The sequence below is a fragment of the Faunimonas sp. B44 genome (genome assembly GCF_052655945.1).
This window is the reverse complement of record NZ_JBQYEX010000004.1, coordinates 1-25,965: the sequence shown is the minus strand read 5'-3', so window position 1 is coordinate 25,965 and position 25,965 is coordinate 1. Positions and strand designations below refer to the sequence as shown.

The following is a 25,965-nucleotide window of genomic DNA, read 5'->3' as shown; positions in this document are numbered from 1 at the left end:
GCCTCCTCGCTGCATCCGCCCTTGCATATCGCGCCGCCACGGCAAAGGCACCCGCCTGCACTTGTCCTCCGCCTAGTAACGATATAAAGATATCCGCATATGCGTGTTGAGGACGATCTGGTGGGTTCGACAGTCGTCAGGTTGGTGGACCAGTTGAAGGCGGCGGGCGAGCCCAGCCGGCTGCGTCTGCTCGCGCTGCTTGCCGAAGGCGAGCGGACCGTGAAGGATCTCACCGACATTCTGGGCCAGTCGCAGCCGCGCGTCTCGCGCCACCTGAAGATTCTGGCGGATGCGGGGCTGGTGGCGCGGAACCCGGAAGGATCCTGGGTCTATTACCGCCTGGCCGAGGACGAGGCGGAGGTCGCGCGCGCCCTTCTCGGCGGCCTCGACCGGAGCGACCCGACGCTCCGGCGCGACCGCGACCGCCTGGAGGTGCTGCGGCGCCAGGCGCAGGAGGACGCAGAGCAATATTTCGGCCGGCATGCCGAGGAATGGGATCGCATCCGGTCCCTGCACGTGCCAGAGCGCGAGGTGGAGACCGCGATCCTCGCCGCCGCCGGCCCCGGGCCGTTCCGCTCCATGCTCGACATCGGCACCGGCACCGGGCGGATGCTGGAGCTCTTCGCCGACCGGTACGACAGGGCGCTCGGCATCGACCTCTCCCCGGCGATGCTCGCCGTGGCGCGCTCAAAGCTGGAGCGCGCCGGCATCACCAATGCCCGGGTGCGGATCGGCGACGGAACCAACCTACCGGTCGTCCGCGAGAGCTTCGACCTGGTGGTCATCCACCAGGTGCTGCATTTTCTCGAGGATCCGCAGCGGGCGCTCGCCGAAGCGGCGGACGTCCTTGCGCCGGGCGGACGCCTGCTGGTCGTCGATTTCGCACCGCACGCGCTCGAATTCCTGCGCGCGGAGCACGCGCACCGCCGACTGGGCTTCGGCCAGGGCCAGGTCGCGCAATGGATTTCCGGCGCAGGGCTGCACCTGAGGGCCGTCGAGGATCTCGCGCCCACGGCCGGGTCCGACGCGCGCCTCACCGTGACGATCTGGTCGGCCGAAAGCATTGCCGCCGGTCGATCCGCAACGACAGAAGCAGGGGAATACGCCTGATGACGAGCCATGCCCAGGGCCATCCGGCCCCCCGCACCGACCGGTACGCGATCTCCTTCGAGTTCTTTCCGCCGAAGAGCGACGTGCAGCTTCAGAACCTGAACGCCTGCGTGGACCGGCTGAAGGCCTATCGGCCGGCCTTCGTGTCGATGACCTACGGCGCCGGCGGCACGACGCGGGAGCGTTCCCTCGTCGCCGTCCGGGACATGATCCAGGCGAGCAACCTCGCAACGGCCGCTCACCTCACCTGCGTCGGCGCGAGCCGCGACGAACTCGATGCCGTGATCGACACGTTCGAGGAAGTGGGGGTGCGGCGCTACGTGGCGCTGCGCGGCGATTCGGAAGGGGGCATGGCGCAGCCCTATGAGCCGCATCCGGAAGGCTTCACGCACACGGCCGACCTCGTCCGGCGCCTGAAGGACAGGGGGGCGGACGACATCTCCGTCTCGGCCTATCCCGAGAAGCATCCGCACAGCCCCGACTGGGATGCCGAACTGGACACCTTGAAGCGCAAGATCGATGCCGGCGCCGACCGCGCGATCACCCAGTTCTTCTTCGAGAACGATGTGTTCGAGGCCTATCTGGAGCGCGCCAGCGCTGCCGGGATCGCCATCCCGATCGTGCCCGGCATCATGCCGATCAACGATTTCCGCGGCGTCTGCAATTTCGCGGGGCGCTGCGGCGCGACCATACCCGACCGGCTGAAGGACCGGTTCGCCGGCCTGGAAGCCGGCACCGACGGGCACCGGCTGATGGCCGCCGCCGTCGTTGCGGAACAGATCGCCGACCTGGTTTCCCGGGGCGTGACGACGTTCCACATCTATACGCTGAACAAGGCGGATCTTCCGGAGGCGATCTGCCGGTTCCTCGGCGTTCCCGCCTGTGGAGAACAGCGAGCGGCCGCCTGACGCTCGCTGCCGATTCAGGTCACGGGGTGGCTCCGCCGACGATTACAGCACCCCGACGACGATCGCACCGATGAACGCGAACGCGGCACATATCGCGATCAAATTCAGAGGCTTCGCTAAGATCATCGTAGTGGCCTCGCTCTGATCTGCAGGCCGAGTGTAATTCATCCCGTCGCAGATCAAAAACAGAGATTGTGCTGCGGCGCACCATAGACCGTTCGAAGCAGCTTCGCTGCACCTGCCCGGAACCTTTGCGTTCGCGATGTTGTTGTCAGTCGCAACAGTGCCGCGGCCCGGGCGAACGAGCTTAGTCTCGAGTGGGATGCCCGATCTTGCTCGCACATGGGGTGGAGGCTCGCATGCCGCAGCTGGTTCGCTTCATGCTCGTGAATTACGGCCTCGGCTGTCTGGCCGGCCTCGCCCTCGCGTCCTGCCTGCTGGCGCTCGATACCGGAGGGCTCGGGCAGCGCGTGATGCGTTCGGACCTTCCCATCCTTCCGGTCGTGCTCCTGGCGGTGGGCCTCGCCACCACCTTCGGCGCGTGCGCGGTTTCCACCGCAATCCTGCTGATGGGCAATGCGCGGGGCACGCCGCGCCGCGGCGATCCCGCGCCGATTCCGCTTTTCGCCCGCGCCGTGCGGCGCAGGCGCTGAGCCCTGGGACGGCTGCGGCGGAAACCGCCGCAGCCTCTCTCGTCACTGCTCGTAGGAGATGCGGTAGACCGCGCCCGCGAGGTCGTCGGAGACCAGGAGCGATCCGTCCGGCAGTTGCGCGACGTCGACCGGCCGCCCCAGATACTCGCCGGTCTCGGAGAGCCACCCCTCCGCGAAGGGCTTCGACTCGTTGGCGCTGCCGTCCTCGTTGAGCGAGGTGAACATGACGCGCGCCCCGACCGGCGTCGTCCTGTTCCACGAGCCGTGCTGCGCCGAGAAGATCCCGCCCCGGTACTCGGCCGGGAACATGCGGCCGGTATAGAACATCATGCCGAGGTCCGCGGCGTGGGCTGCCATCTCGACCTCCGGGAACACGATGTCTTCCGGCGGCTCGGAATCCTTGTACTCGTTCGTCCGCACGCTGCCGCCGCCATACCAGGGGAAGCCGAAATGCTGGCCCGGGCCGGTGGCGCGGTTCAGCTCGCCGGGCGGGATGTCGTCGCCCATGCCGTCGACCTGGTTGTCGGTGAACCAGAGCTCGCCGTTCGCCGGGTTGAAGTCCTGCCCGACCGAATTGCGGATGCCCCGGGCGTAGACCTGCCGGCCCGAGCCGTCGCGCTCCATGCGGATGATGCCGCCGATGCCCCGCTCGTTGTATTTGTCGAGCTTCTCCTGGGCCGGCACGTTGAAGGGCTGCCCGAGCGAGATGTAGAGCTTGTTGTCAGGCCCGACGTCGCAGACGCGCGCCGTGTGGTTGAAGCTCTCCTCGTCCTCCGGGATCAGCTCGCCCTTCTTCACGACCTCACCGACGGCGACGTCCGGGCTCTCGTAGAAGAACTCTGCCGCGGGGAAGACCAGGACCCGGTTCTGCTCGGCGATGAACAGAAAGCCGTCCTTGGAGAAGCACACGCCGTTCGGAATGACGAAATCGATCGAGGGCGCGAAGCGCTTCACCTCGTCGGCCCTGCGGTCCTTGTTGCGGTCGGTGATCGCCCACACGGCATCCTTGCGCGTGCCCACGATGGTCACGATCCCCTGCGGCCCGACGGCGATGTGGCGCGCATCGGGAACGACCGCGAAGAGCTCGATCTTGAAGCCGGACGGCATCTTGATCTTCTTGAGGTTCTCCCGGATCTGGTCCGCGAATTCCCCGGACTGGTTCACCATCTCGAACTGCATGGAGGTTCCGGTCGTCCGGAACTGGCCGAGCCTCTCCATGTTGTCGCGGGACTGCGCCATCGCGGCGCCTGCGAGCAGCGCCAGCGCGGCAGCCGAGGCCAACAACGCTTTGTACATCTGGTTTCCTCCCTCATCGCTCGACCGTAGCGAGCAAGGCAGAGTACCACTGCCGCCGAGGGGACAGGAAGCCGGTGAAGGAAAGAAGGCCCGTCCGCGCCCGTCCGGGGCGGAGCGGGGTTTTCGCCGGCCGGCACACGCCTAGTTGCGTCACCAAGAGGAGGATGCCGCCATCGACCGCTTCACCACGGCCCGCGAGGCCGCGCTCGCGATGCGGCCGGACGTTCCGGTCTACTGCTTCCGCCCTGCGGTGCTGAAGGAGGATGCGCGCGCCTTCATGTCCGCCTTCCCGGGCAAGACCGCCTACGCGGTCAAGACGAACGGGGAGCCGATGGTGCTCCGTTCGCTGGCCGAGGTCGGCATCACCGCCTTCGACGTCGCGAGCCCGGCCGAGTTCCGTGCGGTGCGCGAGGTCTCGCCCGATGCCGAGCTCCTCTACATGCATCCGGTGAAGGCGCAGTCGGACATCAGGCTCGCGCTGGAAACGTACGCGATCCGGGTGATGGCGCTCGACCACGAGGACGAGATCGCGAAGATCCTGAGGATCGTCCGCGCGCTCGACCTCGACCCGGCCGACATCACGCTCTACGTGCGGCTCCAGACCAAGGGTCTCGCCGCCTACGAGCTCTCCAAGAAGTTCGGGGCCGCGCCCGCGCATGCCGTGGAGCTGCTCCAGAGGCTCGACCGGATCGGGTTCAGGACAGGGCTCTGCTTCCATGTCGGGAGCCAGATCGAGGACCCGGACGTCTACGAGCGCGCGCTGGCCTCGGCCGACTGGGTCCGTGCGCGCGCCGGCGTGGCGCTCGCGGGGCTCGACGTCGGCGGCGGGTTCCCGGCCTCCTACGGCCACGACCCGAAGCGCGCCAAGCCGAAGATGCCCTCCATCGACGCGCTCATGGCGCGGCTTCGCTCCGACCTCGCGGAATGGGGCTTCTCCGACCTGCCGCTCATCGCCGAGCCCGGGCGCGTCATCGTCGCCCGCGCCTTCTCGGTCCTCGTCCGGGTGCTCCTGAAGAAGGGGAAGCGCCTCTACATCAATGACGGGATCTGGGCCTCGCTGTCGGATTCCTGGACCGGCAAGATCACGCTCCCGGCGCGCTTCATTCCCGATCCCGCGCGCAAGAGGCGGAGCGGCAATCCGGACGGCCTCGTGCCGTTCAAGGTCTGCGGCGCCACCTGCGATTCCGTCGACATCCTGTCGCGCCCGTTCTGGCTGCCGGAGACGGTGGACACCGGCGACTGGATCGAGATCGGCCATATCGGGGCCTATTCGCTCGCGCTCCGCACCCATTTCAACGGCTTCTACCCGGACACCTTCGTGGAGGTGACGACGCCGTTCCACGAGGGCGACGGAGCCGAGGGTTTCGCTGCGATCGAGACGATGGCGGATTAGCCCGGGCTTCGCTCAACGGCCGCGGGAGCCGCTGTCCTCGCGCTCGAGGCGCCGGCCGAACGTCGCGACGCGCCACAGATACCAGAGCGCGATGCCGGCGAAGATCACGTTCGAGACCGGGTTGATCCAGGTCTCGACCGTCTCGTACCGGTCGCCGAGCGCATAGCCGAGCAGCGCGAGGGCGCTGGTCCAGAGCAGCGTTCCGATCCCCGAATAGACGAGGAAGCGCGTCCAGGACATCTCCGAGATCCCGGCCGGGACCGAAATCAGGGTGCGGACGGTCGGGACCAGGCGCCCGATCAGCACCGCCTTGTGGCCGTGGCGGTCGAACCAGTCGTCGACGTCGCCGACGTCCTTCGGCGTGAGCGTCAGCCAGCGCCCGTGCCGCGCGGCGAAGCGCTTGAGGCCGTCCTCGCCGATCTTGCGTCCGACGACGAACCAGAACGTGGCGCCGGCAAGCGAGCCGATGGAGCCGGCGAGGATGACGAGCACGATGTTCGCGTCGCCCGAGGCCGCCGCATAGCCGGCGAGCGGCATGATGAGCTCGGACGGGATCGGCGGGAACACGTTCTCCAGCAGCATCAGGAAGGCGATGCCCAGCACGCCGGTGCTTTCGACGACGCTCTCGATCCAGGACGCCACGACCTTCTCCCCGGCTGTGCCGCTCCTGAAACCGCCGCAGGCGAGGGGCGTTCCGATGCTTGTCCCGCCGCCCGTGCTCCGCCACGATCCGTGCCGTGATTGCGGAGCGACCATGCCACGACCTGGCAGGAGGGGCACAGCCTGGATCGGTGCGGCGATTGCCGCCGTCGCACTGGCGTCGGCGGAGGGGCGCGGCGCGGCGGCGGAGTTCTCGGCCGGCGGCCTGACCTTCTCCGACGAACTCGGCGGGTTCCGGCTCCTCTCGGCGGCGGGGCGCGGCACGGCGGAGCACCCCGTGATCGTGGAGGAGGAGATCCTCGGCGCGGCGCCGGTCGTGCTCGTCATCAGGCGGACGGGCGCGGACGGTCCGGCGGTCTCCCCGAGTTCGGGGGTCACGCTGGTGAAGCGCGTGCGAAACGCGTCGGGCCATGTCTGGGCCGGCTTCGAGCTCGAGCTCCAGGAACGGCTCGACCGGCCGAGCAGCTACGAGGACGGCCTCTCCTTCGACCAGATCGGGCGCCGCATGCCCGACGTTTTCTCGGACCGCTTCGCGGTGCATGAGCGCCTCTTCGAGCCAGCCGACCGCATCCTCTTCGAGAAGGGGCATGTCGACCCGGGCGGGAGCGTCACGTTCCGGATGCGCATCACCGACCCGACGCCCACGTTCCGCTTCTTCCTCGTTCAGGACCCGAAGATCCTCTATTCGCGCAAGGGCGGCTGGACCGATCTCGCGGCCGAACGTCCCCGATCACCCGACCAGCAGGCGGTCCTCGGCGAGTTCCTGCCCGCGCGCCTGCCGGAAACGCTCGATCAGGTCTTCCACCGACAGGGACGTCCGCTCCGCGCCGCTCATGTCGAAGATGATCTGGCCTTCGTGCAGCATGAGCGTTCGCGAGCCGAGGTCGAGCGCCTGGCGCATGGAATGGGTGACCATGAGGACGGTGAGCGCGAAGCGTTCCGCCAGGCGGGTCGTGAGCTCCAGGACGAACTCGGCATTGGCGGGGTCGAGGGCCGCGGTGTGCTCGTCGAGGAGCACGATGCTCGACGGCGCGAGCGTCGCCATGATGAGCGAAAGCGCCTGGCGCTGGCCGCCGGAGAGCGAGCCCATCGGCACGCCGAGCCGGTCCTCGAGGCCGATGCCGAGCTCGGCGACGCGCGCGCGGATGGCCTCCGAGCGGATGCGGCCGAGCGCCGGCGACAAACCCCTCCGGCCGCCGCGCGCGGCGGCGAGGGCGAGGTTCTCCGCAATGGAGAGCGCGCCGCAGCTGCCGGCGAGCGGATCCTGGAACACCCGGGCGACGAGCCCCGCCCGCCGCTCGGCCGGGAGACGCGTGACGTCGCGGCCGGCGAGCACGATGCGCCCGGATGCCGGCATCACGTCGCCGGCGATTGCGCCGAGCAGGGTCGATTTTCCCGCGCCGTTCGAACCGATGACGCAGCAGAACTCGCCGGTGTCGACGCGGAGCGAGATGCCGCGCAGCGCGCGCCGCTCGAGCGGGGTGCCCTTGTTGAAGACGACGGAAAGCGAATCGACCTCGATCATGCGGCGGCCGCACCCTTTCTGAAACGCGGCAGGACGAGCGTCAGGAGGACGAGGAGCGCGGTCGCGAGATTGAGGTCGGAGGCCTGCAGGCCGAGCACGTCGAGATTGAGGGCGAGCTGCACGGCGAGCCGATAGAGGACCGAGCCGATCACGCAGGCGGCGATCGCCAAGGCGATGCTGCGGCGGGGGACCAGCGTCTCGCCGACGATCACCGCGGCGAGGCCGACGACGATGGTGCCGAGGCCGGAGGTCACGTCGGCGAAGCCGTTGGTCTGCGCGAAAAGCGATCCCGAGAGCGCCACCAGCGCGTTGGAGAGGGCGACGCCGGCCATGACCTGGAGGCCGATGCTCACGCCTTGCGCCCGCGCCATGCGGGGATTGGCTCCGGTCGCGCGCATGGCGAGACCGAGGTCGCTCTTGAGGAACGCTGCCACGAGCATCGCGACGACGGCAACGACACAGGCCAGGAACAACGGCCGGACGAGATGATCGGCGAGACCCAGGCCGTAGAAAGGGCTGAGGACCGTCTCCTGGTTCAGGAGCGCGATGTTCGGCCGGCCCATGATGCGCAGGTTGATAGAGAAGAGCGCGATCATGGTGAGGATCGAGGCCAGCAGGTGCAGGATCCGGAACCGGACGCTGACGAAGGCGGTGGCGAAGCCCGCGAGCGCGCCGGCGATCATGGCCGCCGCGCAGGCGAGCCAGGGGTTCCAGCCGGCGACGAGCGCCACGGCCGTGACCGCGGCGCCGAGGGGAAACGAGCCGTCGACGGTGAGGTCGGGAAAGTCGAGCACGCGGAAGGAGAGATAGACCCCGATCGCAACGAAGGCGTAGACGAGCCCGAGCTCGACCGCGCCGAAAAATGCAATCGTCGACATCCGCTCCGCCGCCTGCTCGTGGCGCTCGCGCCTGCGCGCCGGGCGGGCGCTACTCGAACACCTTGGAGGCGCGCTCGAGGACCGCGTCCGGCAGCGTCAGGCCGATCGCGTCGGCCGTCTTCCTGTTCACCTGGAGATCGGTGCCGGTCGCGAAGGCAACCGGCACGTCACCCGGGCTGTCGCCCTTGAGGACGCGATCGACGAGCGCCGAGGTCTGCACGCCGACGTCGAAATAGTTGAAGCCGACGGCGGCGAGCGCGCCGCGGGCGACGCTGTCCGTATCCGCGGCATAGAGGGGAAGCCTGGCTGCGTTCGCGACGCCGACAGCGGATTCGAAGGCCGAGACGATGGTGTTGTCCGTCGGCACGTACAGCGCGTCGACCTTGCCGACGAGGGAGCGGGCCGCGCTCTGCACGTCGGCCGACTTCGTCGCAGGCGCCTCCACGACGGTCAGCCCTTCCGGCTCGGCGGCATCCTTCAGCGCCGCGACGGAGGATACCGAATTCGCTTCGCCGGGATTGTAGATGACGCCGATCCGCTTCGCCTCCGGCGTGATCTCGCGGATCAGGGAGATGTGGTCGGCGACCGGCAGCATGTCGGAGATGCCGGTGACGTTCCCGCCCGGCCTTTCCAGCGCGCTGACGAGCTGTGCGCCGACCGGATCGGTGACGGCGGAGAAGACGAGGGGGATCTCGCGCGTGGCGGCCGCGACGGCCTGGGCGGAAGGCGTCGAGATGGCGACGATGACGGCGGGATTCTCGCCGATGAACTGGCGGGCGATCTGTGCCGCGGTGGCCGGGTTGCCCTGGGCGCTCTCGTAGCGGTAGGCGACGTCCTCGCCTTCCTTGTGGCCCGCATCGGCGAGGCCCTTCTTGATGCCGTCCCGGACCGCGTCGAGCGCCGGGTGCTCGACGATGGCCGTGATGGCGACGACCTTCGGCTCGGCGACCGCGACCGCCGTCGACAGCCAGACGCCCGCCGCCGCGAGCAGGATCGTGCGCAACCTCGTCATGAAACCCCCCATCGTGCCGGATCAGCGGTCCTACATCGTCCGCGGCGCCCGGTCGAGGTCGCGTTCCCCGGCGGCTACAGTTCGAGGATGTGGTAGGGCCGGCCGCCCGGTTTCTCGATCATGCTGGCGACGTTGTAGACCGGGATGCCGCTCCCGGTCCTGCCCTCGAACGCGCCGCGATGGGCGTGGCCGTGGATAATGGCGGAGACCTGGAACCGCTCGATGGTCTCGGCCAGCCGCGACGAGCCGAGGAAGGGGTAGATCTCGAGCGGCTCGCCCTCGACGGTCTGCGCGATCGGCGCGTAGTGGAGGACCACGAGCACCCGGCCCGGACGCACCGAACGGAGGGCATTCTCGAGCCGCAGCGCCTCGTTCAGCGTTTCGGAGACGAAGGTCTTGATGGCGGGCTCGCCGAAGGAGCCGAGCATGAAACGGCCGAAGCCGCCGGCGAACCCCTTCACGCCGACGAAGGCGACGCCGGCGATCTCGGTCGAATTGCCGTCGAGCACGCATACGCCGGCCTGGCGGAGCACGTCGGTCACCTGCTCGGCGCAGCCGCATTCGTGGTCGTGATTGCCGAGGACGGCCACGACCGGGATCGAGCAGGCGCTCAGATCTTCGGCCAGGATCTCGGCCTGCCGCACCGTACCGAGATTGGTGAGGTCTCCGGCGAGCGCCATGACGTCGGCCTCACGCGAGATTTCCGCGAAGAGATCGCGATAGGGGTACTTGTCGTTGTCGCCGACATGGAGATCCGCCAGGGCCGCGATGCGCGTGGTCGGCGCCGCTTCCTCACCCTCCATCGCCGGTCCCCGTCTCGCCGACGGGGTCGAAGAAACCCCATTCCTTCACGTCGATGAGGTAGTCGGCGCGGGACAGCATGCGCCCGCGGCAGATCTTCGTTTGCGGCACCGGCAGCTCCTCCTGCAGACGGACCCGGTCGAGCAGTTCCCGCATCAGCCAGGCGGGCACCCGGTGGCGCTCGGTCGGGTAGACGAAGCGGAAGTTCAGGACATGGACGAGCAGGATCTCCCAGTACTGCTCCATGTAGCTGAGCAGCCTGTGCCAATCGATGCTCTCGTGCTCCTTCAGCATGACGTGGGCGATGTCGGCCCCGTCGTAGCGGTTGCGGTTCTGGACGAACGCCTTCGACCAGATCAGCTCGGTCGGCGGCAGCACGCGCACCTTCGATCCGAAGATCTCGGCCTCGCGCACCTCCTCGAACCAGTGGTCGTTGACGGGCGTCACGCCGGCCGTCGAATTGAAGATGATGTCGAAGAAGTGGACGCCCTTGCGGACCTTGGCGAGCCAGCGCTCGTCCTCGATCTCGGTCTCGTAGCCGCGTTCGGCGAAGCAATGCAGGATGCGCGGGTAATCGCCCGGCTTGCAGAAGATGTCGATGTCCTTGGTCGGGCGGCTGATGCCGGTATAGGCACCCACGGCGAACGTCCCGGCCACCAGGAATGCCGGCCCGCAACGCTGGAGCGTCGTCAGCGCTTCGGTGTAGAACTCGACGGCATCGGGCGAATGGATGCTCGGCCCCGGCGCCGGAACGGTGTCTTCGTGCGGCGCCTTTTCGACGCCTGGCGCCATTGTATCCGGGACCAGCATGGCCTTATCCCTAGTAGAGAGGAGCAAACGGCCGCTGGCTCGCGCCGGTTCCGCAGCTCTTGAGCGGGATCTTGCGCGGCCCGTCCGCGGCGCGTGCCGGTGCGGCCTGGGAGAGGGCAATGAGCCTGTCGGATGAGGATCGCGGCGCGGCCGGGGCAAAGGCCGACGGAGCTGGCGCGCCGACGGCCGCCGGGCGGGAGCGGGTCGTGCCCGACATCCTGCTCGGCCTCGTCCTGCTCGGGCTCCTGATCCTCGGTTTCGAGGCGTTCCATCAGGAGATCCTGCCTTCGGTGCCGCTGCCAGCCTGGATCGCCTATGCGGGCGGCGCCGTGCTGGCCCTCCTCGTCGGGTTCGGCGCCTATTGGGTGCGGGAGGAGATCCGGCCCAAGCCCATGCTCTATCCGGTCTGCGAGATCACCGTCGGCGCGTTCCTCGCGACGCAGGCGCTCCATCCGGACAACGAGGTCCTGTTCGTCCGCATCCTCTCGTTCGCCGCCGGCGTGCTCGTCATCGTGGACGGGGTGAAGCGCTACCGGCTGTTCTACCGCGCCCGGCGCAACCCCGACGCCGAGGTGCCGCCGGTGGAATAGGCAGGGCGGGAGAGGGATGCGTATCGGCCGGGCGGCGGCGACGGGACGCACCCGCTCCGGCGCCACCTTAAAGCTTTCTTCGTGTGTGCTCTGTCTGATGAACAAGAGCGAATCGGGATCGCGGCAATGGGCGAAGGTCAGCAGAACGTGGCGCTGCGCGGGCTGATCTCAGGCACGTCGGCAGAGGCGGGGCCGGGCGCGACCACGGTGGAACGCGCGCTGCAGGCCGTGCGCGCGCATCTCGGCATGGAGGTCGCCTACGTCTCGCGCTTCGCCGGCGAGCGGACGGTGTTCCGCGCCGTGGACGCGCCGGGCAACGAGGGCATCCTCAAGCCGGGCGATTCCAACCCGATCGACGACGTCTATTGCCGGCACATCCTGGAGGGGCGGCTGCCGGCGTTCATGCCGGACACCGCGGCGGTCCCGTTCGCGATGGCGATGCCGGTGACGAAGGCGATCCCGATCGGCGCGCATCTCAGCGTGCCGCTGCGCATGCCGGACGGCAGCGTCTACGGGATGTTTTGCTGCCTCGGGTTCAATGCGGACAAGTCGCTGAACGAGCGCGACCTCCGGATGATGGGCGCGTTCGCCGATCTTGCCGCCTACGAGATCGCCCGGGAGCTCGAGGCGACCACGCTCGCCGAGGAGAGGCGGGCGCGCATCCGCGGCGCCATCGACGATGCGGCCTTCTTTCCCGTCTATCAGCCGATCTGGCACACCGGCGCGGGGCGCCCGGTGGGCGTGGAATGCCTCACCCGCTTCACGTCCGCCCCTGAGCGGCCGCCGAACGTCTGGTTCGGCGAGGCGGCGGAAGCCGGCATGGGGGTGGAGCTCGAGCTCGCCGCGATCCGCCGTGCGCTCGCCGAGGGAACGCGCTTTCCCGCTCACCTCTACTTCACCGTGAACGCTTCGCCCGACACGATCCTCGCCGGCGATCTGGCGGGCGCGCTTTCGGGCATGCCGCTCCATCGCATCGTGCTGGAGATCACCGAGCACGCCCCGGTGGAGGACTACGCTGCGCTGGCTGGCGCACTCGATCCGCTGCGTGCAGCCGGGATGCGGGTGGCGGTCGACGATGCGGGCGCGGGCTATTCCAGCCTGCAGCACATCCTCCACCTCCGCCCGGACATCATCAAGCTCGACATGGCCCTGACGCGGGACATCGACCGCGATCCGGCGCGCAGGGCGCTGGCCTCGGCCCTCATCGCCTTCGGATCGGAAACCGGATGCGAGGTCATCGCGGAGGGCGTGGAGACGGCGGCCGAGCTCGCGGCGCTGCGAAGCCTCGGCGTGGAGAAGGCGCAGGGCTATCATCTCGGCCGCCCGATGACGGCCGACGATGCCCTGCGGCTGTTCGATCCTCAGACGTTCGCGTCGCAAGGCGCGGCCTGAGGCCCGCGGTCAGCCGCCGAGCCGCCGAAGGAGCTCGGTGGTCGGCCAGGCGTCGGCCGGGAGGCCGAGCCGCAGCTGGACGGCCTTGACCGCGCCGCGCGTGCCGCTGCCGATGACGCCGTCGATCTTGCCGACGTCGTAGCCCTGCCTGGCGAGGAGCTGCTGGAGCTGCTTGACCTGTGCCGTGCTCAGCGCCTCGGCGCCGCGGCCGCGGCCGACGGCGGGCGCGCCGGCGAGGCGGGTGGCGTAATAGGCGGCGGTCGTCGCATAGACGAGCGACTGGTTCCACTGCAGGAAGACGCGGAAGTTCGGATAGGCGAGGAAGGCCGGGCCGTTCCGTCCCATCGGCAGGATCAGCGAGGCCGGCAGCCCGTCCTGCGGCAGCGCGCCCTGCGCCGCGGCGACGCCCCAGGCCGCCCATTGCGCGCGCGGGTGCTGGATCGAAAGGTCGGCTTCCTGCCAGGGGAGCTCCGCCGGCACGCGCACCTCCTGGAGCCAGGGCTCCCCGGCGCGCCAGCCTTCGCTGCGCAGAAGGTTCGCCGTGGAGGCGAGGACGTCGGGAACGCTGCGCCGGAGATCCCGTCGGCCGTCGCCGTCGGCGTCAACCGCATAGCGGACATAGTTCGACGGCGTGAACTGCATCTGGCCGATCTCGCCCGCCCAGGCCCCGATCATCTCCTTCGCAGAGAGGTCGCCGCGATCGACGATCCGCAGCGCGTCGATGAGCTCCGGACGGAACACCTCGGGCCGCCGGCAATCATAGGCGAGCGTGGCCAGAGAATTGAGCGTCGAGACGTCGCCCTGCACGGCGCCGAAATCGGTTTCGAGGCCCCAGAAGGCGGTGATGACGGCGGCGGGGACGCCGTACTGCCGCTCGACGGCCGCGAACAGGGACGCGTGCTGCTTCATCAGCTTCGCGCCCTGCTGCAGGCGGTATTGGGCGACCATGCGGTCGGAGAATTCGAGGAAGCTCTGGGCGAACACGCCCTGGCCGCGGTCGCGCTTCACGATCGCCGGGTCGAAGCGGACGGTGTCGAGCGCGGCGAGCGCCCGCTCGGAAATGCCGGCAGCCGCCGCTTCCTGGCGGACGCCGCGCAGCCAGCCCGGGAAGTCGCCCGTCCCGCAGCCTTGCGCATGCGCGCTCCCGGCCGCTGCAAGTGTCAAAGCCGCCGCCAACCCGGCGAGACGCACCCGCTTGCACTTCATCCCGGTCGATCTCCGCTTCACTGATTCGATCCTGGCTACCGGCGGAAGATGGCAGGAACACATCCTTTCGCCCTCCCGTTCGAACCATCGCGGACCCGGGCGAAGCCCCGCCGCTCTTCCAAAGGAGACTTCAATGACCAGCACGAAGCACCAGTTCAAGGATCCCAAGGACCGGCCGCGCGACGATCTCACGGACAATCCGGGCATCGGCGCTTCGAAGGGCAGCTACGCGGCCGGCGAGGATCCGGAGCAGATCGAGGGCGAGAACACGTTCGAAGGCGACGTCGAGAACGACGCCACGCCGCAGGGCGGCGCCGATCCGAAGAAGCTCGGCCGCACGAACAAGTGAGCCGTCCTGCAGCGGGCCCCGCCGCCGTCACATTCTCGTGATCCGTTGGGCAATGCGCCCGCTCCCGAACCGGTGCTCGTGAGGGGCCGGCTCCTGGGGGCCGTCGATCCATTGCAGGAGGCTCGCGTGCTTCTCCGCGCAATCCAGTTCCTGGCCCTCGTTCTCGCTGCGCTCGCCCTCGTGCCGGCCGGCGCGCATCTCTTCGCTCTGCCCAACAAGATCGGTCTTCCCGAAGCCGAGTACTTCCTCGTCCAGGGCATCTATCGGGGCTGGGCGCTGTTCGGCATCATCCTCTTCGGCGCGCTCGCCGCGAACATCGCGCTCGCCATCCTGCTGCGCGGCCGCGGGGCGGCCTTCGCGCTCGCCCTCTTCGCCGCATTCGCGGAGCTCGTGTCGCTCGGCATCTTCTTCGCCTGGACCTTCCCCGCGAACCGCGCGACCGCGAACTGGACGAGCGTGCCGGAGAACTGGGAAGCGCTGCGGAGGCAGTGGGAATTCTCCCATGCCGCGGCGGCGGTCGTCACCTTCCTCGGCTTCTGCGCGCTCGTCGGCGTCGCTCTCGCCGAGCAGGGGAGGGAGCGACGGCTTGCCTCATCGTGACCGGCGCTCCGTGCGCCTAACTGACGGTCGAATGGCGGCCCCGGGGGACCGCTCCGGGGATGTTCTCACCATGCAGGCAGATTTCGGAAGCGAGGCGCGCGACACCGCGTCGGCGCTCGGTCGGGGCGGCCTTTGCCGCTGCCCGAATTGCGGACAAGGCGCGCTCTTCACGGGTTTTCTCACGGTGCGGGACCGCTGCGAGGCCTGCGGCGAGGAGCTTCACCATCACCGCGCCGACGACGCGCCGCCCTATTTCACCATCTCGATCGTCGGCCATGTGGTGCTCACGGCCGCGCTCGGCGTGGAGACCTTCTACGGTCCGCCGCTCTGGCTCCATGCGGTCTTGTGGGGCCCGCTGACGCTCGGCATGTCGCTCGGCCTCCTCAGGCCGATCAAGGGTGCCATCGTCGGCCTGCAATGGGCCTGGCGCATGCACGGCTTCGGCGGCGCCGAGGCGACCGCGGACGCGTGAGGCGCCGCGGCCGCGGTCACGGTTTCAGGCTGCGCGGTTGAGCTGGAAGGCGCCGCCGCCGGTCTGCTGGCAGCTGACGGTGTTCGGGCCGGTGAAGCTGCAGGTAGCCGAGCGCTGCTGCTTGGTCGCGACGCTCAGCCAGTTCATGGCGATCCGATTGCCGGCGTCTCCCGCATAGGTGCCCTGCGCCAGCACCTCGTTCGTCTTCGTGAAGCGCGACGTGAACTTGCCGCTGTCGAAGGTCGCCACGAAGACGCCGTCCGCGGAGGCCCAGCGCCCGTCCATCGCCGAGCGGGGCTGTACCGATTGGCAGGCGGCGAGCAGGCCGGCGGCGAGCGCGACGGCGGCGGCTGTTCGAATCATCGAGGTTCCCCTTTGTCTGCGGAGGGCCGAAGGATCGGGCGGCCTTCGCCGGATGTCCAGCAGGGCGCCGCGCCTGCGTGCCGTGCGCGACCCGCTGTTGCCGTTGTGCCGCGCCTTCGGCCGATTGGGCGTGACAAGCAGGCGCCTGCGCCCCACATAGGCCATCAGGTTCTTGGTCTTACGGGATGACGATGCTCGATCTGCCACGTTCGAAGTCGCGCTTTGCGCTCATTGCCTTCGCCACCTCGCTCATCTTCGTCACGAGCGTCGCCGATGCCCGGATCGGGCGGGGCGGGAGCTTCGGGAGCCGGGGCGCGAAGACCTGGAGCGCGCCGCCGGCGACGCAGACGGCGCCGCGCACGGCCCAGCCCATGCAGCGCTCCACGACCGATCCCGCCACGACGTCGCGGCAGGCCGCGCCCGGCACGTCCACCACGGCGCCGTCGACCGGCATGTTCGGCCGCGGCCTCGCGGGCGGGCTCCTCGGCGGCCTGCTCGGCGCCGGGCTGATCGGCATGCTGCTCGGCAACGGCTTCCTCGGCGGGCTCGGCGGCTTCGCCTCCATGCTCGGGCTCCTGCTCCAGCTGGCCCTCGTCTTCTTCATCGCGCGCTGGGCCTTCCGCTGGTGGCAGCGGCGCAACCAGCCGGCCTATGCCGGGGCGGGCGGGGCGAGTTATCGGGATGCGGCGGCGGATCCGGGCAAAGCGCCGCTTCGCCGGTTCGACATCGGGGGCGCCGCCGGAGCGAGCGCCGGCGCCGCATCGCCCGCGGGCGAGGCGCCGCTCGAGATCGGCCAGGAGGACCTCGAGGCTTTCGAGCGCCTGCTCGGCGAAATCCAGACCGCCTATTCCAACGAGGACCGCGAGGCGCTCCGCCGCCGCACCACGCCGGAGATGTTCGTCTATTTCGGCGAGGAACTCGACGACAACGAGACCCGCGGCGTCGTGAACCGGGTTTCGGACGTCCGCCTCCTGCAGGGCGATCCCGCCGAGGCGTGGCGCGAGGGGGAGGCGGAATACGCCACCGTCGCGATGCGCTTCGGTCTGCGCGACGTGGTCGAGGACCGAGCGACGGGCGCAGTGGTCGAAACCGGGCCCAGCGAGGCCACCGAGGTCTGGACCTTCCGCCGCAAGCCGGGCGCCGACTGGAAGCTCTCGGCGATCCAGCAGGCGTGATGCCGGGGGCGAACTCGGCCGTAGCGGCCGGCGCCGGATGAGACTAAGAGGACGGGCGACCTGCCCGTCCTCTTTCGTTTCGGGCGCTTCTCCCGCCCGAGCCGAACCACCGACCCGCCCCGTGGAATCCTCGCTCCTCACCTCGCCGGCCTTCTTCGCCGTCGCCTTCCCCGCGGTGTTCTTCCTGGGGCTCGCCAAGGGCGGTTTTTCGGGGATCGGGCTCCTGTCGCTGCCCCTCCTCGTGCTCGTGATGCCGCCGCTGCAGGCGGCCACCATCATGCTGCCCATCCTCCTCGTGCAGGACGTGGTGAGCGTCTGGGCGTACCGGCGCACCTGGTCGGGCCGGAACCTGGCGGTGCTCCTGCCGGGCGCGATCGTCGGCATCCTGCTCGCCTACCTGCTCGCCGCCAAGGTTTCGGAGGCGGCGGTCGAGCTCGCGCTCGGGGCGATCTCCATCCTCTTCGCCATCCGGCAGCTCGTCCTGCTCGCCGGCGGGAACGTCGCGCCGGCGCAGCGGCCGCCGACCTGGTTCGGCTTCCTGTGCGGCGTCGGCTCCGGCTTCACGAGCATGATCGCCCATGCCGGCGCGCCGCCCTTCCAGATGTACGTGATCCCTCAGCGCCTGGCGCGCGACGTCTTCGTCGGCACCAGCGTCGTCTTCTTTGCGACGGTGAACCTCATCAAGGTGCCGCCCTTCATCGCGCTCGGCCAGTTCACGCAGGAGAACATGCTCGCCGCCGCAGCGCTCGTCCCCTTCGCGATCCTCTCGACCTGGATCGGGATCTGGCTGGTGCGGCGGGTCTCGGGGAAGCGCTTCTACGCGATCATCTACGTGCTGCTGCTCCTCGTCGGCGTGCAGCTCGTCTGGAACGGCTGGGGCGCCCTCTAGCGGCCGGGAGAGGGCGGCCCCGCGACGCTCAGTGCTTCTCTTCGGCCGGGCCGTGCTTCTGCGGCCCGTGCCCGCCCTGGGTCTGGTGATTGTGCTTGTTGTGGTCGCGGCTCTCCTGGTTCATGCCGCCGCGGCTGACGCGGAACCCGCTGTCGCGCACATCGTCCCGTTCGGGGCCGTGCTCGCGGTCCCGGCCCTCGATGCGCGGCTCCCCCGGCTTCGGGACGTCGTCCTTCCGCTCGAGATTGCGCTGGAACTGCTCGTGCGTCTTGTTGCCCTGCATCGTCTCGCTCCAATGTTGCGATTCGCAGGAGAAACGCCGATCCGCCCCATTCGTTCGGGGGCAAGGATCGGGTTTCCCACTTCGGCGTTTTCTCTCGTAGCGACAGAGGTTTGGAGCTTGCGAGCATGACCATCGGTTCTTTCCGCGCCGGCGCGATCGGCATCGCTCTCACTCTCGCCGTTCCGGCCGCCCCGGCCTTCGCCGCGCCCTTCGACGGCACCTGGTCGGTGACGATGTCGACCGACAGCGGCAGCTGCCCGGTGCGTCGGCGCGCGGTCGTGACCGTCCGGGACGGCAAGGTCACCTATGCCGGCGCCGAGCGCGTCACGGCCGATGGCAGCGTGGGCGCCAGCGGCCGGGTCGACGTGCGGTTCGTCTACGAGGGCGACCGGCTCGACGCCCGCGGCTCGGTCAAGGGGAGCATCGGCTCCGGCAGCTGGACCTCGCCGACGGAGAACTGCCAGGGCTCCTGGATGGCGCGCAAGGAAGGCTGACGGTCGGTCCCCGGCATCGGGTGGTTCGAGGCGCGTGCTGTGCACGCGCACCTCACCATGAGGGCGGGGAGCGTGGTTCGAGGCGCGCTAAGCGCGCACCTCACCATGAGGGTGGAGAAGCAAGGCGGAGCGAAGCGGATTGGCAGGCCACCTCATGCCGACCATCGAAGTGGAGCGTCAATCCGCCCTCATGGTGAGGTGCGGAGCGAAGCGGAGCCTCGAACCACGAGGGCGGCCCCGGAGGCTCATGGATCAGGCGTCGGGCTTCGGCTCGGAGCCATGGGGATAGAATTCCAGCGCGGCCGAGTTCATGCAGTAGCGCAGGCCGGTTGGCGGCGGGCCGTCCGGGAAGACGTGGCCGAGATGGCTGTCGCAGCGGGCGCAGCGCGTCTCGATGCGGACCATGCCGTAGGACCGGTCCTCGATCTCGCGCACATGGGCGGGGTCGAAGGGCTGGAAGAAGCTCGGCCAGCCGGTGCCGGACTCGAACTTCTCGCCCGAGCGGAAGAGCGGCAGGCCGCACAGCCGGCAGGCGTAGACACCGTCCTCCTTGTTGGCGAGGAGCCCGCCGCAGAACGGGCGCTCCGTGCCGTGGTCGAGCAGGATGTGCCGCTCCTCGGGCGAGAGCTTCGCGGCGAGGCGGTCGATCTCGGCGGCGGAGAGGGGGCCGAGGTCGTAGCCCGATGCGGAGGTCGCGCGGCGGGCGGAGGCGTCGTGCGCGTGGGTCATGGCGAAGCTCCTCTGTGGTGCCGCCGCAATATAGGGCACCGAGGGGGCGGCGGCACCCGGCTCGCGCCGCGTGCGGGCCGGATGCGAGACCGGGGCCACCCTCGTGGTTCGAGGCGCGCTGCGCGCGCACCTCACCATGAGGGTGGGGGGAGCTGTGTGGTTCGAGGTGCGTGCTGGGCACGCGCACCTCACCATGAGGGTGGAGCGAGTTGCGTGGTTCGAGGCGGGTGCTGCGCACGCGCACCTCGCCATGAGGGTGGGGGAAGGAGGCAGAGGGGTGCGGGGTGCCGTCACCCGCCCTCATGGTGAGGTGCGGAGCGAAGCGGGGCCTCGAACCACGAGGGCGGCCCCCGCCTGATCCCGCAGCCCCGCCCGATCCTGCACCCTATTCCGAGCGATCCCCCGCACCGGCTTCCGCCACCGCGTCCCGCACGTAATCCGGCACGTCTCTGCCCTCCGAGGCGAGCCAGGCGCCCATGCGGCCGATGACCGTGCGCACCGCCGGGCGGGCGAGCACGCGGGCGCGCCAGGCGAGGAGCCGCGGGGTGGCTTCGGTCAGGATCGCGCCCTTCCGCTCGCCGTAGAAGAGCGCCATGAAGAGGGCGATGTCGGCGTAGGAATAGGGGCCGGCGAGATGGTCGCGGCCCTCGAGCCGGGCTTCCAGCGCCGCATAATGGCGCGCGGCGGTCGCGCGGGCGTCGATCGCGACCGGGTCGTCCGGCGTTTCCTCGAGCCCGAACAGCCGGGCGATGTTCATGAACACGATCTCGTCGGCCTCGAGCTCGAGGCGCCGGGCCTCGGCACGTGCGGCCGCGCCCGCGGGCCAGAGCGCCGGCTCGGGAAAGGCGTCCTCCAGATATTCCATGATCAGCGTGGAATCGAAGAGCTCGACCGCGCCGTCGACGAGCACCGGCACCTGGCCCTTCGGGTTGATGCGCATGACCTCCGGGTGCCGCGGCTCGTATCGGTCGCCCTTCACGAAAGGCACCATGACGAGCTCGAACGGCCCGCCCTTCTCCCGCAGCGCGATCTCCGCCTTCGCGCCGAACATGGAGAGCGGGCCGGAATAGAGCCGGAGCGGGGGCATCGAAGCGACCTCGGTTTCGTCTCCCCGATCAGTGCGACGAAACGTGCAAGCGGGCAAGGGCGGCCGGCCGGGACTCAGCCGGCGCGGGCGAAGGGGCCGCGGGCAAGGAAATGCACGACGGCGAGGGCGCACAGATAGAGGAACAGGAACGGCGCGGCGAGGATCACGAAGATCGGCCAAAGGTTCGACCCCATGAGGAAGGCGAACGCGGCGTGCAGGATCATGGGCACCATGATCGCGAGCGGCGCGAGCGCGCCGGCGAGCCAGAGGCCGGAATAGCGGCGCACGAGCAGCACCTGCAGGACGAAATAGCCGGGCAGGCCGATCATGAGCCCCGGGCCGAGCAGCATCTCCAGCGACCAGGGCAGCTCCTCGTCGCCGCCAACGCCGAACGCCTGCTGCGGCGCATTGAGGCGCGCCACCCATTCCGGCTCGGCCGCCCGCGGGGCGAGCGTGGCGCTCCAGCTTGCCCCAACCGGCAGCCTCATGACCGCAAGCGGGCGCCAATTCGCATCGGAAACCTCGATATCGAGCCGGTCGAGGCGGGCCGGCGCGCCATAGGCGATCCAGACCATCGCCTCGCCGTCGCCCGCCGGATAGGCCGGCGACGGGTTCCAGCGGACGTCCCGCCGGACCTCCGCGCCTTCGAAATAGCCCTTCGCCTGGACCCTGATCGGGACCTCGCTGCGGTAGGCGAGGCGGAGATGGAGCGGCGCGTCCCGGCCGAGCGTCGCCGAAGTCCCCGGGTGGCTCGCCGTCACGCTGAGGACGGGCGCGGCGGCCGCACACGGCATGCCGGCCGCCGCCCAGACGGCAAAGGCGAGGAGAACGAGGCGCGCGAGGAGCGGCACGGGCGGTCCCGGGACAAGTCCTTTCCAGGCTAAGCGAAAGGCGGAAAGAAACCGTTGCCGCCGGCCGCTAGGCTCCGGGCGGGCCGTATCCGCCGCCGGTCGGGGTGCGCACGATCACCGCCTCGCCGGGCTCCAGCACCGTCTGGTCGGCGCCCCGGAGCGTCTCCAGCCGGCCGTCGCGGCGCCGGACGAAGGTGGCGCCGCGTTCGCCCGGCTCGCCGCCGTGGAGGCCGTGCGGTCGGACGGTGCGGTGCGAGGACAGGATGGCGCAGTCCATCCGCTCCAGGAACCGGATCGCTCGCACAGTGCCGGCGCCGGCCGACCAGCGCCCGCGCCCGCCCGAGCCGGGGCGGATGTGGAAGTCCTCGAGCAGCACGGGGAACCGCATCTCCAGCACCTCCGGGTCGGTGAGGCGCGAATTCGTCATGTGCGTGTGGACGCCGTCGGTGCCGTCGAAGCCGGTGCCGTCGTTGAGGACGCCCGCCGGCGAGCCGGAGCAGATCGTCTCGTAATATTGATAGCGGTCGTTGCCGAAGGTGAGGTTGTTCATGGAGCCCTGGGCGGCGGCGAGGCTGCCGAGCGCGCCGAAGAGCGCGTTCGTGACGTGCTGGCTCGTCTCCACGTTGCCGGCCACGACGGCGCGCGGATAGGCCGGCGCGAGCATAGAGCCTTCGGGGATGACGATCTCGATCGGCTCCAGGCAGCCGGCATTCATCGGGATGTTCTTCTCCACCATCACGCGGAACACGTAGAGGACGGCGGCGCGGGTGACCGGCGCCGGCGCGTTGAAATTGTTCTCCTTCGCCGCGCTCGTGCCGGTGAAGTCGACCCGCGCGCGCCGGCCTTGCCCATCGACACCGATCTTCACCCGGATGACCGAGCCCTGGTCGGTCGGGTACTCGAACGCGGAATCCGACAGCGTCTCGATCACGCGGCGGACGCTCTCGGCGGCGTTGTCGCGGACGTGGCGCATGTACGCCTCGACCGTCTCGAGCCCGAACTGGCGCACCATCTTGCGGATCTCGGCGGCGCCCTTCTCGTTCGCCGCGATCTGCGCCTTGAGGTCGGCGACGTTCTGCGCCGGGTTGCGGCAGGGATAGGGGTGGTCGGTGAGGAGGCGGACGAGCTCCGCCTCGCGGAAGCGGCCGCCGACGGCGCCGTCGACGAGCTTGAAGTTGTCGATCAGCACGCCCTCCTCGTCGACGGTCGTCGCGCGCGGCGTCATCGAGCCCGGCGCCGCGCCGCCGACATCGGCATGGTGGCCGCGCGAGGCGACCCAGAAGAGGATCGACCGCGGCTTCTCCTCGCGTTGCGAGGCAGCCTCGTCGTCGAAGACCGGCGTCACGACCGTGATGTCGGGCAGGTGCGTGCCGCCATTGTAGGGGGCGTTGAGCGCGTAGACGTCGCCCGGCCGGATGTCGGGGTTGAGGCGGCGTACGATGTCGACCGAGCGGTCCATGGAGCCGAGATGGACCGGCATGTGCGGCGCGTTGGCGACGAGCGCGCCGGACGCGTCGAAGAGCGCGCAGGAGAAGTCGAGCCGCTCCTTGATGTTCACCGAATAGGCGGTGTTCTGCAGCGTGACGCCCATCTGCTCGGCGATCGACATGAAGAGGTTGTTGAAGACTTCGAGCATGACCGGGTCGGCCTCGGTGCCGATCGCGCTCGCGCGGGCGCGCGGCGACGTGCGCCTGAGCACGACGTGGTCCTTTGCCGTCACCTCCGCCGACCAGCCGGGCTCGACCACGATCGTCTGGTGCGGCTCCATCACGAGCGCCGGGCCGGCGATCCGGTTTCCGGGGGAGAGCCGCTCGCGCGGATAGATGCCGGCCTCGCGCCATTCGCCTTCGGAAAAGAAGCGCGTGGTCGCCGCCGGCATAGCCTCGCCGTCGGCGAGCGGGCGGTCGGGCTCGTCGATATCCGCGCCGCCGCCGACGCCCTCCACCTCGACGGCTTCCGCGACGAGCGGCTTGTCCTCGTAGACGAAGCCGAAGCGGGCGCGGTGCTCCGCCTCGAAGGCGTCGCGGACGGCTCGCGTATCGTCGAATGGAACGGGCAGCGCCATGTCCGTGCCGGCGTAGCGGACATGGATGCGGGCGAGGATCGCGACCTCCTGCGGGCCGAGTCCCTGGCCCTCGAGCTCGGCGCGGACTTCCGCCTCGAGCTCCGCCTCGAGCGCCTCGAGCGCCTGCTCCGAACCCGCCTCGAGCGGGAGCATGGCTGCGCGGCTGCGGTTGGCCCGGATGTCGGCGAGGCCCATGCCGTAGGCCGAGAGCACGCCGGAGAGCGGGTGGAGGTGGACGGTCTCCATGCCGAGCCGGTCGGCGATCATGGCTGCGTGCTGGCCGCCGGCGCCGCCGAAGCAGGCGAGCGCGTAGCGCGTGACGTCGTAGCCGCGGGCGACCGAGATCTTCTTGATGGCGTTCGCCATGTTCTCGACCGCAACCTCCAGGAACCCGGCGGCGACCGCCTCGGCGGGCATGCCGGTTTCCGCGGAAAGCGCGGCGAACTTCGCGCGCACGATCGCATCGTCGAGCCGCTCGTCCTGGTTCGGCCCGAAGATCGCGGGGAAATGCGCCGGCAGGAGCTTGCCGACCATGACGTTCGCGTCGGTGACGGTGAGCGGGCCGCCGCGTCGGTAGCAGGCCGGGCCGGGATCGGCGCCGGCCGAATCCGGGCCGACGCCGAAGCGGCCCGAATCGTAATGCAGGATCGAGCCGCCGCCGGCGGCGACCGTGTGGATCCTCATCATCGGCGCGCGCATCCGCACGCCCGCGACCTCGGTCTCGAAGGCGCGCTCGAGCTCGCCGTCGAAATGCGAAACGTCGGTCGAGGTGCCGCCCATGTCGAAGCCGATCACGCGCGAGAAGCCGGCCATCCTCGCCGTCTCGGTCGCGCCGACCACGCCGCCGGCCGGCCCGGACAGGATCGCGTCCTTACCCTTGAAGAGATGGGCGGCCGTGAGCCCGCCGGACGACATCATGAACATCAGGCGGGGCGACGAGCCTTCGCTCTGGCCTCCCGGGGACGCTGTAGCGCCGCCCGCTTCCGGGTCGCCCGTGGAGATGCCGAGGTCGGAGGCGACCTCCTCGACGTAGCGGGCGAGGATCGGGGTGAGATAGGCGTCGACGACCGTCGTGTCGCCGCGCCCGACGAGCTTCACGAGCGGGGAGACCTCGTGGCTGACGGAAACCTGCTCGAAGCCCATGCCGCGGGCGAGCGCGGCCGCTTCCGCCTCGTGCGCCGGATACGCCCAGGCATGCATGAAGACGATCGCGAGCGAGCGGAAGCCGTCCGCCTTGAGCGCCTCGAGCGTGCTGCGAACCTCCCCGGGATCGAGCGCCAGTTCCACCGTCCCGTCGGCGCGGACCCGCTCGGCCACCTCGTCGACGCGCGCATAGAGGAGTTCCGGCAGCACGATCTTCTTGGCGAAGATGTCGGGCCGCGCCTGGTAGCCGATGCGCAGCGCATCGCGGAAGCCGCGCGTGACGAGGAGGGCGGTGCGCTCGCCCTTGCGCTCGAGCAGCGCGTTGGTGGCGACGGTCGTCCCCATCTTCACCGCCCCGATGCGCCCCGCCGGGACCGGTGCCCCAGGGGCGATCCGGAGGAAGCGGCGGATCGCCTCGACCGCCGCGTCGCGGTAGGCTTCGGGGTTCTCCGAGAGGAGCTTCATGGCGGAAATCCGGCCGTCGGGATCGCGCGCCACCACGTCGGTGAAGGTGCCGCCCCGGTCGATCCAGAAATCCCAACGCCCGTCCGTCATCGCAGTCTCCTTGCCTGCAGGAAGGGATAGTCGCGGCCGTTGCCCTTGTCTCCTCCCGTGCCCGCGCGGCAGGTGCTTTGCCGGAACAACAGGAGCCGCCCGGAATTGTCCGGTGAGACCCACGGACACGGGAACGGGACATGAAGGCATTCCTCATTGCGGCCGGAACGGCAGCGCTGCTGCTCGCCGGCTGCGACGACGCCAATCAGCAGAGCGGGGCGGCGAATGCCCCGGCAGCGCAGGACGGCCCCGCCTCGACGACGACCACCGACGCCGCCCCGAGCAGGACGGAGCCGGCCGGATCCGACGCCACGGATCGCGCCGGGCAGGCGCTGCGGGAGGCGGGGGAGGCCGCGCGGCAGGCCGCGATCAAGGCCGGCGAGGCCGGGAACGCGGCCTTCGAAGCCCTGCAGGAGCAGGCGCCGGGGATCAAGCAGCGGGCGAACGAGGCGGTGGAGCAGGCCAAGGACGCGGCCTCGCGGGCGGCGGCGCAGCTCCGTGGCGCTGCCGATTCGATCACCGGGGACCGCTCGGACGCCCCCCCGCTCGACGCCGAAGGCGACAGCGAGCGCGACCTCAACGAGACGCCGGAGAGCCAGGAGGCGCCAAGCCCGCAGTAGTGCCGCGCCTGCCGACACGAGACGGCGTCCGGCTGCCGGCCGGACGCCTGTCGGCG

General features: G+C 69.9%; 27 protein-coding genes. 13 read left to right on the top strand and 14 right to left on the bottom strand.

The features are described 5' to 3' along the window. Positions 1-120 precede the first annotated feature (120 nt). The 3 genes from ACUN0C_RS08985 (at position 121) to ACUN0C_RS08975 (ending at position 2,671) form a co-directional block, all read left to right on the top strand. A complete protein-coding gene (locus ACUN0C_RS08985; RefSeq protein ID WP_445466013.1) occupies positions 121-1,110 on the top strand; it encodes an ArsR/SmtB family transcription factor in 990 nt (329 codons plus the stop codon). Next, on the top strand, positions 1,110-2,018 hold the full coding sequence (gene metF / locus ACUN0C_RS08980; protein ID WP_445466012.1) for a methylenetetrahydrofolate reductase [NAD(P)H]: 909 nt from the start codon (positions 1,110-1,112) through the stop codon (positions 2,016-2,018). The genes ACUN0C_RS08985 and metF overlap by 1 nt, the downstream gene beginning before the upstream one ends. Positions 2,019-2,377: 359 nt before the next feature. Continuing rightward, positions 2,378-2,671: a hypothetical protein gene (locus tag ACUN0C_RS08975; RefSeq protein ID WP_445466011.1), complete on the top strand. Its 294-nt coding sequence runs from the start codon at positions 2,378-2,380 to the stop codon at positions 2,669-2,671. A gap of 42 nt (positions 2,672-2,713) precedes the next feature. On the opposite strand, the gene ACUN0C_RS08970 is transcribed toward ACUN0C_RS08975, so the two are convergent. Continuing rightward, a complete protein-coding gene (locus ACUN0C_RS08970) occupies positions 2,714-3,967 on the bottom strand; it encodes a PQQ-dependent sugar dehydrogenase (RefSeq protein ID WP_445466010.1) in 1,254 nt (417 codons plus the stop codon). A gap of 172 nt (positions 3,968-4,139) precedes the next feature. Here ACUN0C_RS08970 and ACUN0C_RS08965 point away from each other — a divergent pair, with 172 nt between their 5' ends. After that, entirely contained in the window at positions 4,140-5,360 is a 1,221-nt protein-coding gene (locus ACUN0C_RS08965; protein WP_445466518.1) for an alanine racemase, read from the top strand. Between the two features lie 12 nt (positions 5,361-5,372). Here the strand turns inward: ACUN0C_RS08965 and ACUN0C_RS08960 are convergent, their stop codons facing one another. The 6 genes from ACUN0C_RS08960 to ACUN0C_RS08935 all read right to left on the bottom strand — a co-directional run bounded on the left by ACUN0C_RS08960 (position 5,373) and on the right by ACUN0C_RS08935 (position 11,046). Continuing rightward, entirely contained in the window at positions 5,373-6,002 is a 630-nt protein-coding gene (locus tag ACUN0C_RS08960; RefSeq protein WP_445466009.1) for a DedA family protein, read from the bottom strand. Between the two features lie 748 nt (positions 6,003-6,750). Next, on the bottom strand, positions 6,751-7,545 hold the full coding sequence (locus ACUN0C_RS08955) for an ABC transporter ATP-binding protein (protein WP_445466008.1): 795 nt from the start codon (positions 7,543-7,545) through the stop codon (positions 6,751-6,753). Next, positions 7,542-8,423 (bottom strand): ABC transporter permease, encoded by an 882-nt coding sequence (locus ACUN0C_RS08950; protein ID WP_445466007.1) that lies wholly within the window; start codon positions 8,421-8,423, stop codon positions 7,542-7,544. The genes ACUN0C_RS08955 and ACUN0C_RS08950 overlap by 4 nt, the downstream gene beginning before the upstream one ends. Positions 8,424-8,472: 49 nt before the next feature. Further along, on the bottom strand, positions 8,473-9,435 hold the full coding sequence (locus tag ACUN0C_RS08945) for an ABC transporter substrate-binding protein (protein WP_445466006.1): 963 nt from the start codon (positions 9,433-9,435) through the stop codon (positions 8,473-8,475). Positions 9,436-9,509: 74 nt separating this feature from the next. Next, positions 9,510-10,238 carry a metallophosphoesterase family protein gene (locus tag ACUN0C_RS08940; RefSeq protein WP_445466005.1) on the bottom strand — a complete coding sequence of 243 codons (729 nt, stop codon included), beginning with the start codon at positions 10,236-10,238 and terminating at the stop codon, positions 9,510-9,512. Then, positions 10,228-11,046 (bottom strand): nucleotidyltransferase, encoded by an 819-nt coding sequence (locus ACUN0C_RS08935; protein WP_445466004.1) that lies wholly within the window; start codon positions 11,044-11,046, stop codon positions 10,228-10,230. The genes ACUN0C_RS08940 and ACUN0C_RS08935 overlap by 11 nt, the downstream gene beginning before the upstream one ends. Before the next feature lie 119 nt (positions 11,047-11,165). Between ACUN0C_RS08935 and ACUN0C_RS08930 the strand changes: the two genes are divergently transcribed. Both ACUN0C_RS08930 and ACUN0C_RS08925 read left to right on the top strand, forming a co-directional pair. Further along, the gene (locus tag ACUN0C_RS08930; protein ID WP_445466003.1) at positions 11,166-11,636 is read left to right on the top strand and encodes a hypothetical protein; all 471 of its coding nucleotides are present in this window, start codon (positions 11,166-11,168) and stop codon (positions 11,634-11,636) included. Positions 11,637-11,762: 126 nt separating this feature from the next. Continuing rightward, the gene (locus tag ACUN0C_RS08925; protein WP_445466002.1) at positions 11,763-13,028 is read left to right on the top strand and encodes a sensor domain-containing phosphodiesterase; all 1,266 of its coding nucleotides are present in this window, start codon (positions 11,763-11,765) and stop codon (positions 13,026-13,028) included. 9 nt (positions 13,029-13,037) lie between these two features. Here ACUN0C_RS08925 and ACUN0C_RS08920 read toward each other — a convergent pair whose 3' ends face one another. Beyond that, the gene (locus ACUN0C_RS08920) at positions 13,038-14,255 is read right to left on the bottom strand and encodes a lytic murein transglycosylase (protein WP_445466001.1); all 1,218 of its coding nucleotides are present in this window, start codon (positions 14,253-14,255) and stop codon (positions 13,038-13,040) included. A 112-nt stretch (positions 14,256-14,367) separates the two neighbouring features. On the opposite strand from ACUN0C_RS08920, the gene ACUN0C_RS08915 reads away from it, so the two are divergent. The 3 genes from ACUN0C_RS08915 to ACUN0C_RS08905 all read left to right on the top strand — a co-directional run bounded on the left by ACUN0C_RS08915 (position 14,368) and on the right by ACUN0C_RS08905 (position 15,655). Beyond that, on the top strand, positions 14,368-14,583 hold the full coding sequence (locus ACUN0C_RS08915; protein ID WP_445466000.1) for a hypothetical protein: 216 nt from the start codon (positions 14,368-14,370) through the stop codon (positions 14,581-14,583). Positions 14,584-14,709: 126 nt separating this feature from the next. After that, entirely contained in the window at positions 14,710-15,183 is a 474-nt protein-coding gene (locus tag ACUN0C_RS08910) for a DUF1772 domain-containing protein (RefSeq protein ID WP_445465999.1), read from the top strand. A gap of 70 nt (positions 15,184-15,253) precedes the next feature. Continuing rightward, the gene (locus ACUN0C_RS08905; protein ID WP_445465998.1) at positions 15,254-15,655 is read left to right on the top strand and encodes a DUF983 domain-containing protein; all 402 of its coding nucleotides are present in this window, start codon (positions 15,254-15,256) and stop codon (positions 15,653-15,655) included. Positions 15,656-15,679: 24 nt separating this feature from the next. Here the strand turns inward: ACUN0C_RS08905 and ACUN0C_RS08900 are convergent, their stop codons facing one another. Beyond that, positions 15,680-16,018, bottom strand: a complete 339-nt coding sequence (locus tag ACUN0C_RS08900) for a hypothetical protein (protein WP_445465997.1) — start codon at positions 16,016-16,018, stop codon at positions 15,680-15,682. A gap of 191 nt (positions 16,019-16,209) precedes the next feature. On the opposite strand from ACUN0C_RS08900, the gene ACUN0C_RS08895 reads away from it, so the two are divergent. Beyond that, the gene (locus tag ACUN0C_RS08895) at positions 16,210-17,193 is read left to right on the top strand and encodes a TIM44-like domain-containing protein (RefSeq protein WP_445465996.1); all 984 of its coding nucleotides are present in this window, start codon (positions 16,210-16,212) and stop codon (positions 17,191-17,193) included. A gap of 121 nt (positions 17,194-17,314) precedes the next feature. Further along, entirely contained in the window at positions 17,315-18,082 is a 768-nt protein-coding gene (locus tag ACUN0C_RS08890; RefSeq protein ID WP_445465995.1) for a sulfite exporter TauE/SafE family protein, read from the top strand. A 28-nt stretch (positions 18,083-18,110) separates the two neighbouring features. On the opposite strand, the gene ACUN0C_RS08885 is transcribed toward ACUN0C_RS08890, so the two are convergent. Continuing rightward, positions 18,111-18,365, bottom strand: a complete 255-nt coding sequence (locus tag ACUN0C_RS08885; RefSeq protein ID WP_445465994.1) for a hypothetical protein — start codon at positions 18,363-18,365, stop codon at positions 18,111-18,113. A gap of 125 nt (positions 18,366-18,490) precedes the next feature. Here ACUN0C_RS08885 and ACUN0C_RS08880 point away from each other — a divergent pair, with 125 nt between their 5' ends. After that, entirely contained in the window at positions 18,491-18,859 is a 369-nt protein-coding gene (locus tag ACUN0C_RS08880; protein ID WP_445465993.1) for a hypothetical protein, read from the top strand. A 252-nt stretch (positions 18,860-19,111) separates the two neighbouring features. Here the strand turns inward: ACUN0C_RS08880 and msrB are convergent, their stop codons facing one another. From msrB to ACUN0C_RS08860, 4 genes are all read right to left on the bottom strand, one after another. Continuing rightward, on the bottom strand, positions 19,112-19,588 hold the full coding sequence (gene msrB, locus ACUN0C_RS08875) for a peptide-methionine (R)-S-oxide reductase MsrB (protein WP_445465992.1): 477 nt from the start codon (positions 19,586-19,588) through the stop codon (positions 19,112-19,114). A 385-nt stretch (positions 19,589-19,973) separates the two neighbouring features. Then, complete coding sequence (locus tag ACUN0C_RS08870; RefSeq protein ID WP_445465991.1) at positions 19,974-20,675, bottom strand: glutathione S-transferase family protein; 702 nt, start codon at positions 20,673-20,675, stop codon at positions 19,974-19,976. A gap of 74 nt (positions 20,676-20,749) precedes the next feature. Then, positions 20,750-21,526, bottom strand: coding sequence for a hypothetical protein (locus ACUN0C_RS08865; RefSeq protein ID WP_445465990.1), 777 nt, complete (start codon positions 21,524-21,526; stop codon positions 20,750-20,752). 67 nt (positions 21,527-21,593) lie between these two features. Then, positions 21,594-25,289 (bottom strand): hydantoinase B/oxoprolinase family protein, encoded by a 3,696-nt coding sequence (locus ACUN0C_RS08860; protein ID WP_445465989.1) that lies wholly within the window; start codon positions 25,287-25,289, stop codon positions 21,594-21,596. A gap of 140 nt (positions 25,290-25,429) precedes the next feature. Between ACUN0C_RS08860 and ACUN0C_RS08855 the strand changes: the two genes are divergently transcribed. Then, positions 25,430-25,909 carry a hypothetical protein gene (locus ACUN0C_RS08855; RefSeq protein WP_445465988.1) on the top strand — a complete coding sequence of 160 codons (480 nt, stop codon included), beginning with the start codon at positions 25,430-25,432 and terminating at the stop codon, positions 25,907-25,909. Positions 25,910-25,965 lie beyond the last annotated feature (56 nt).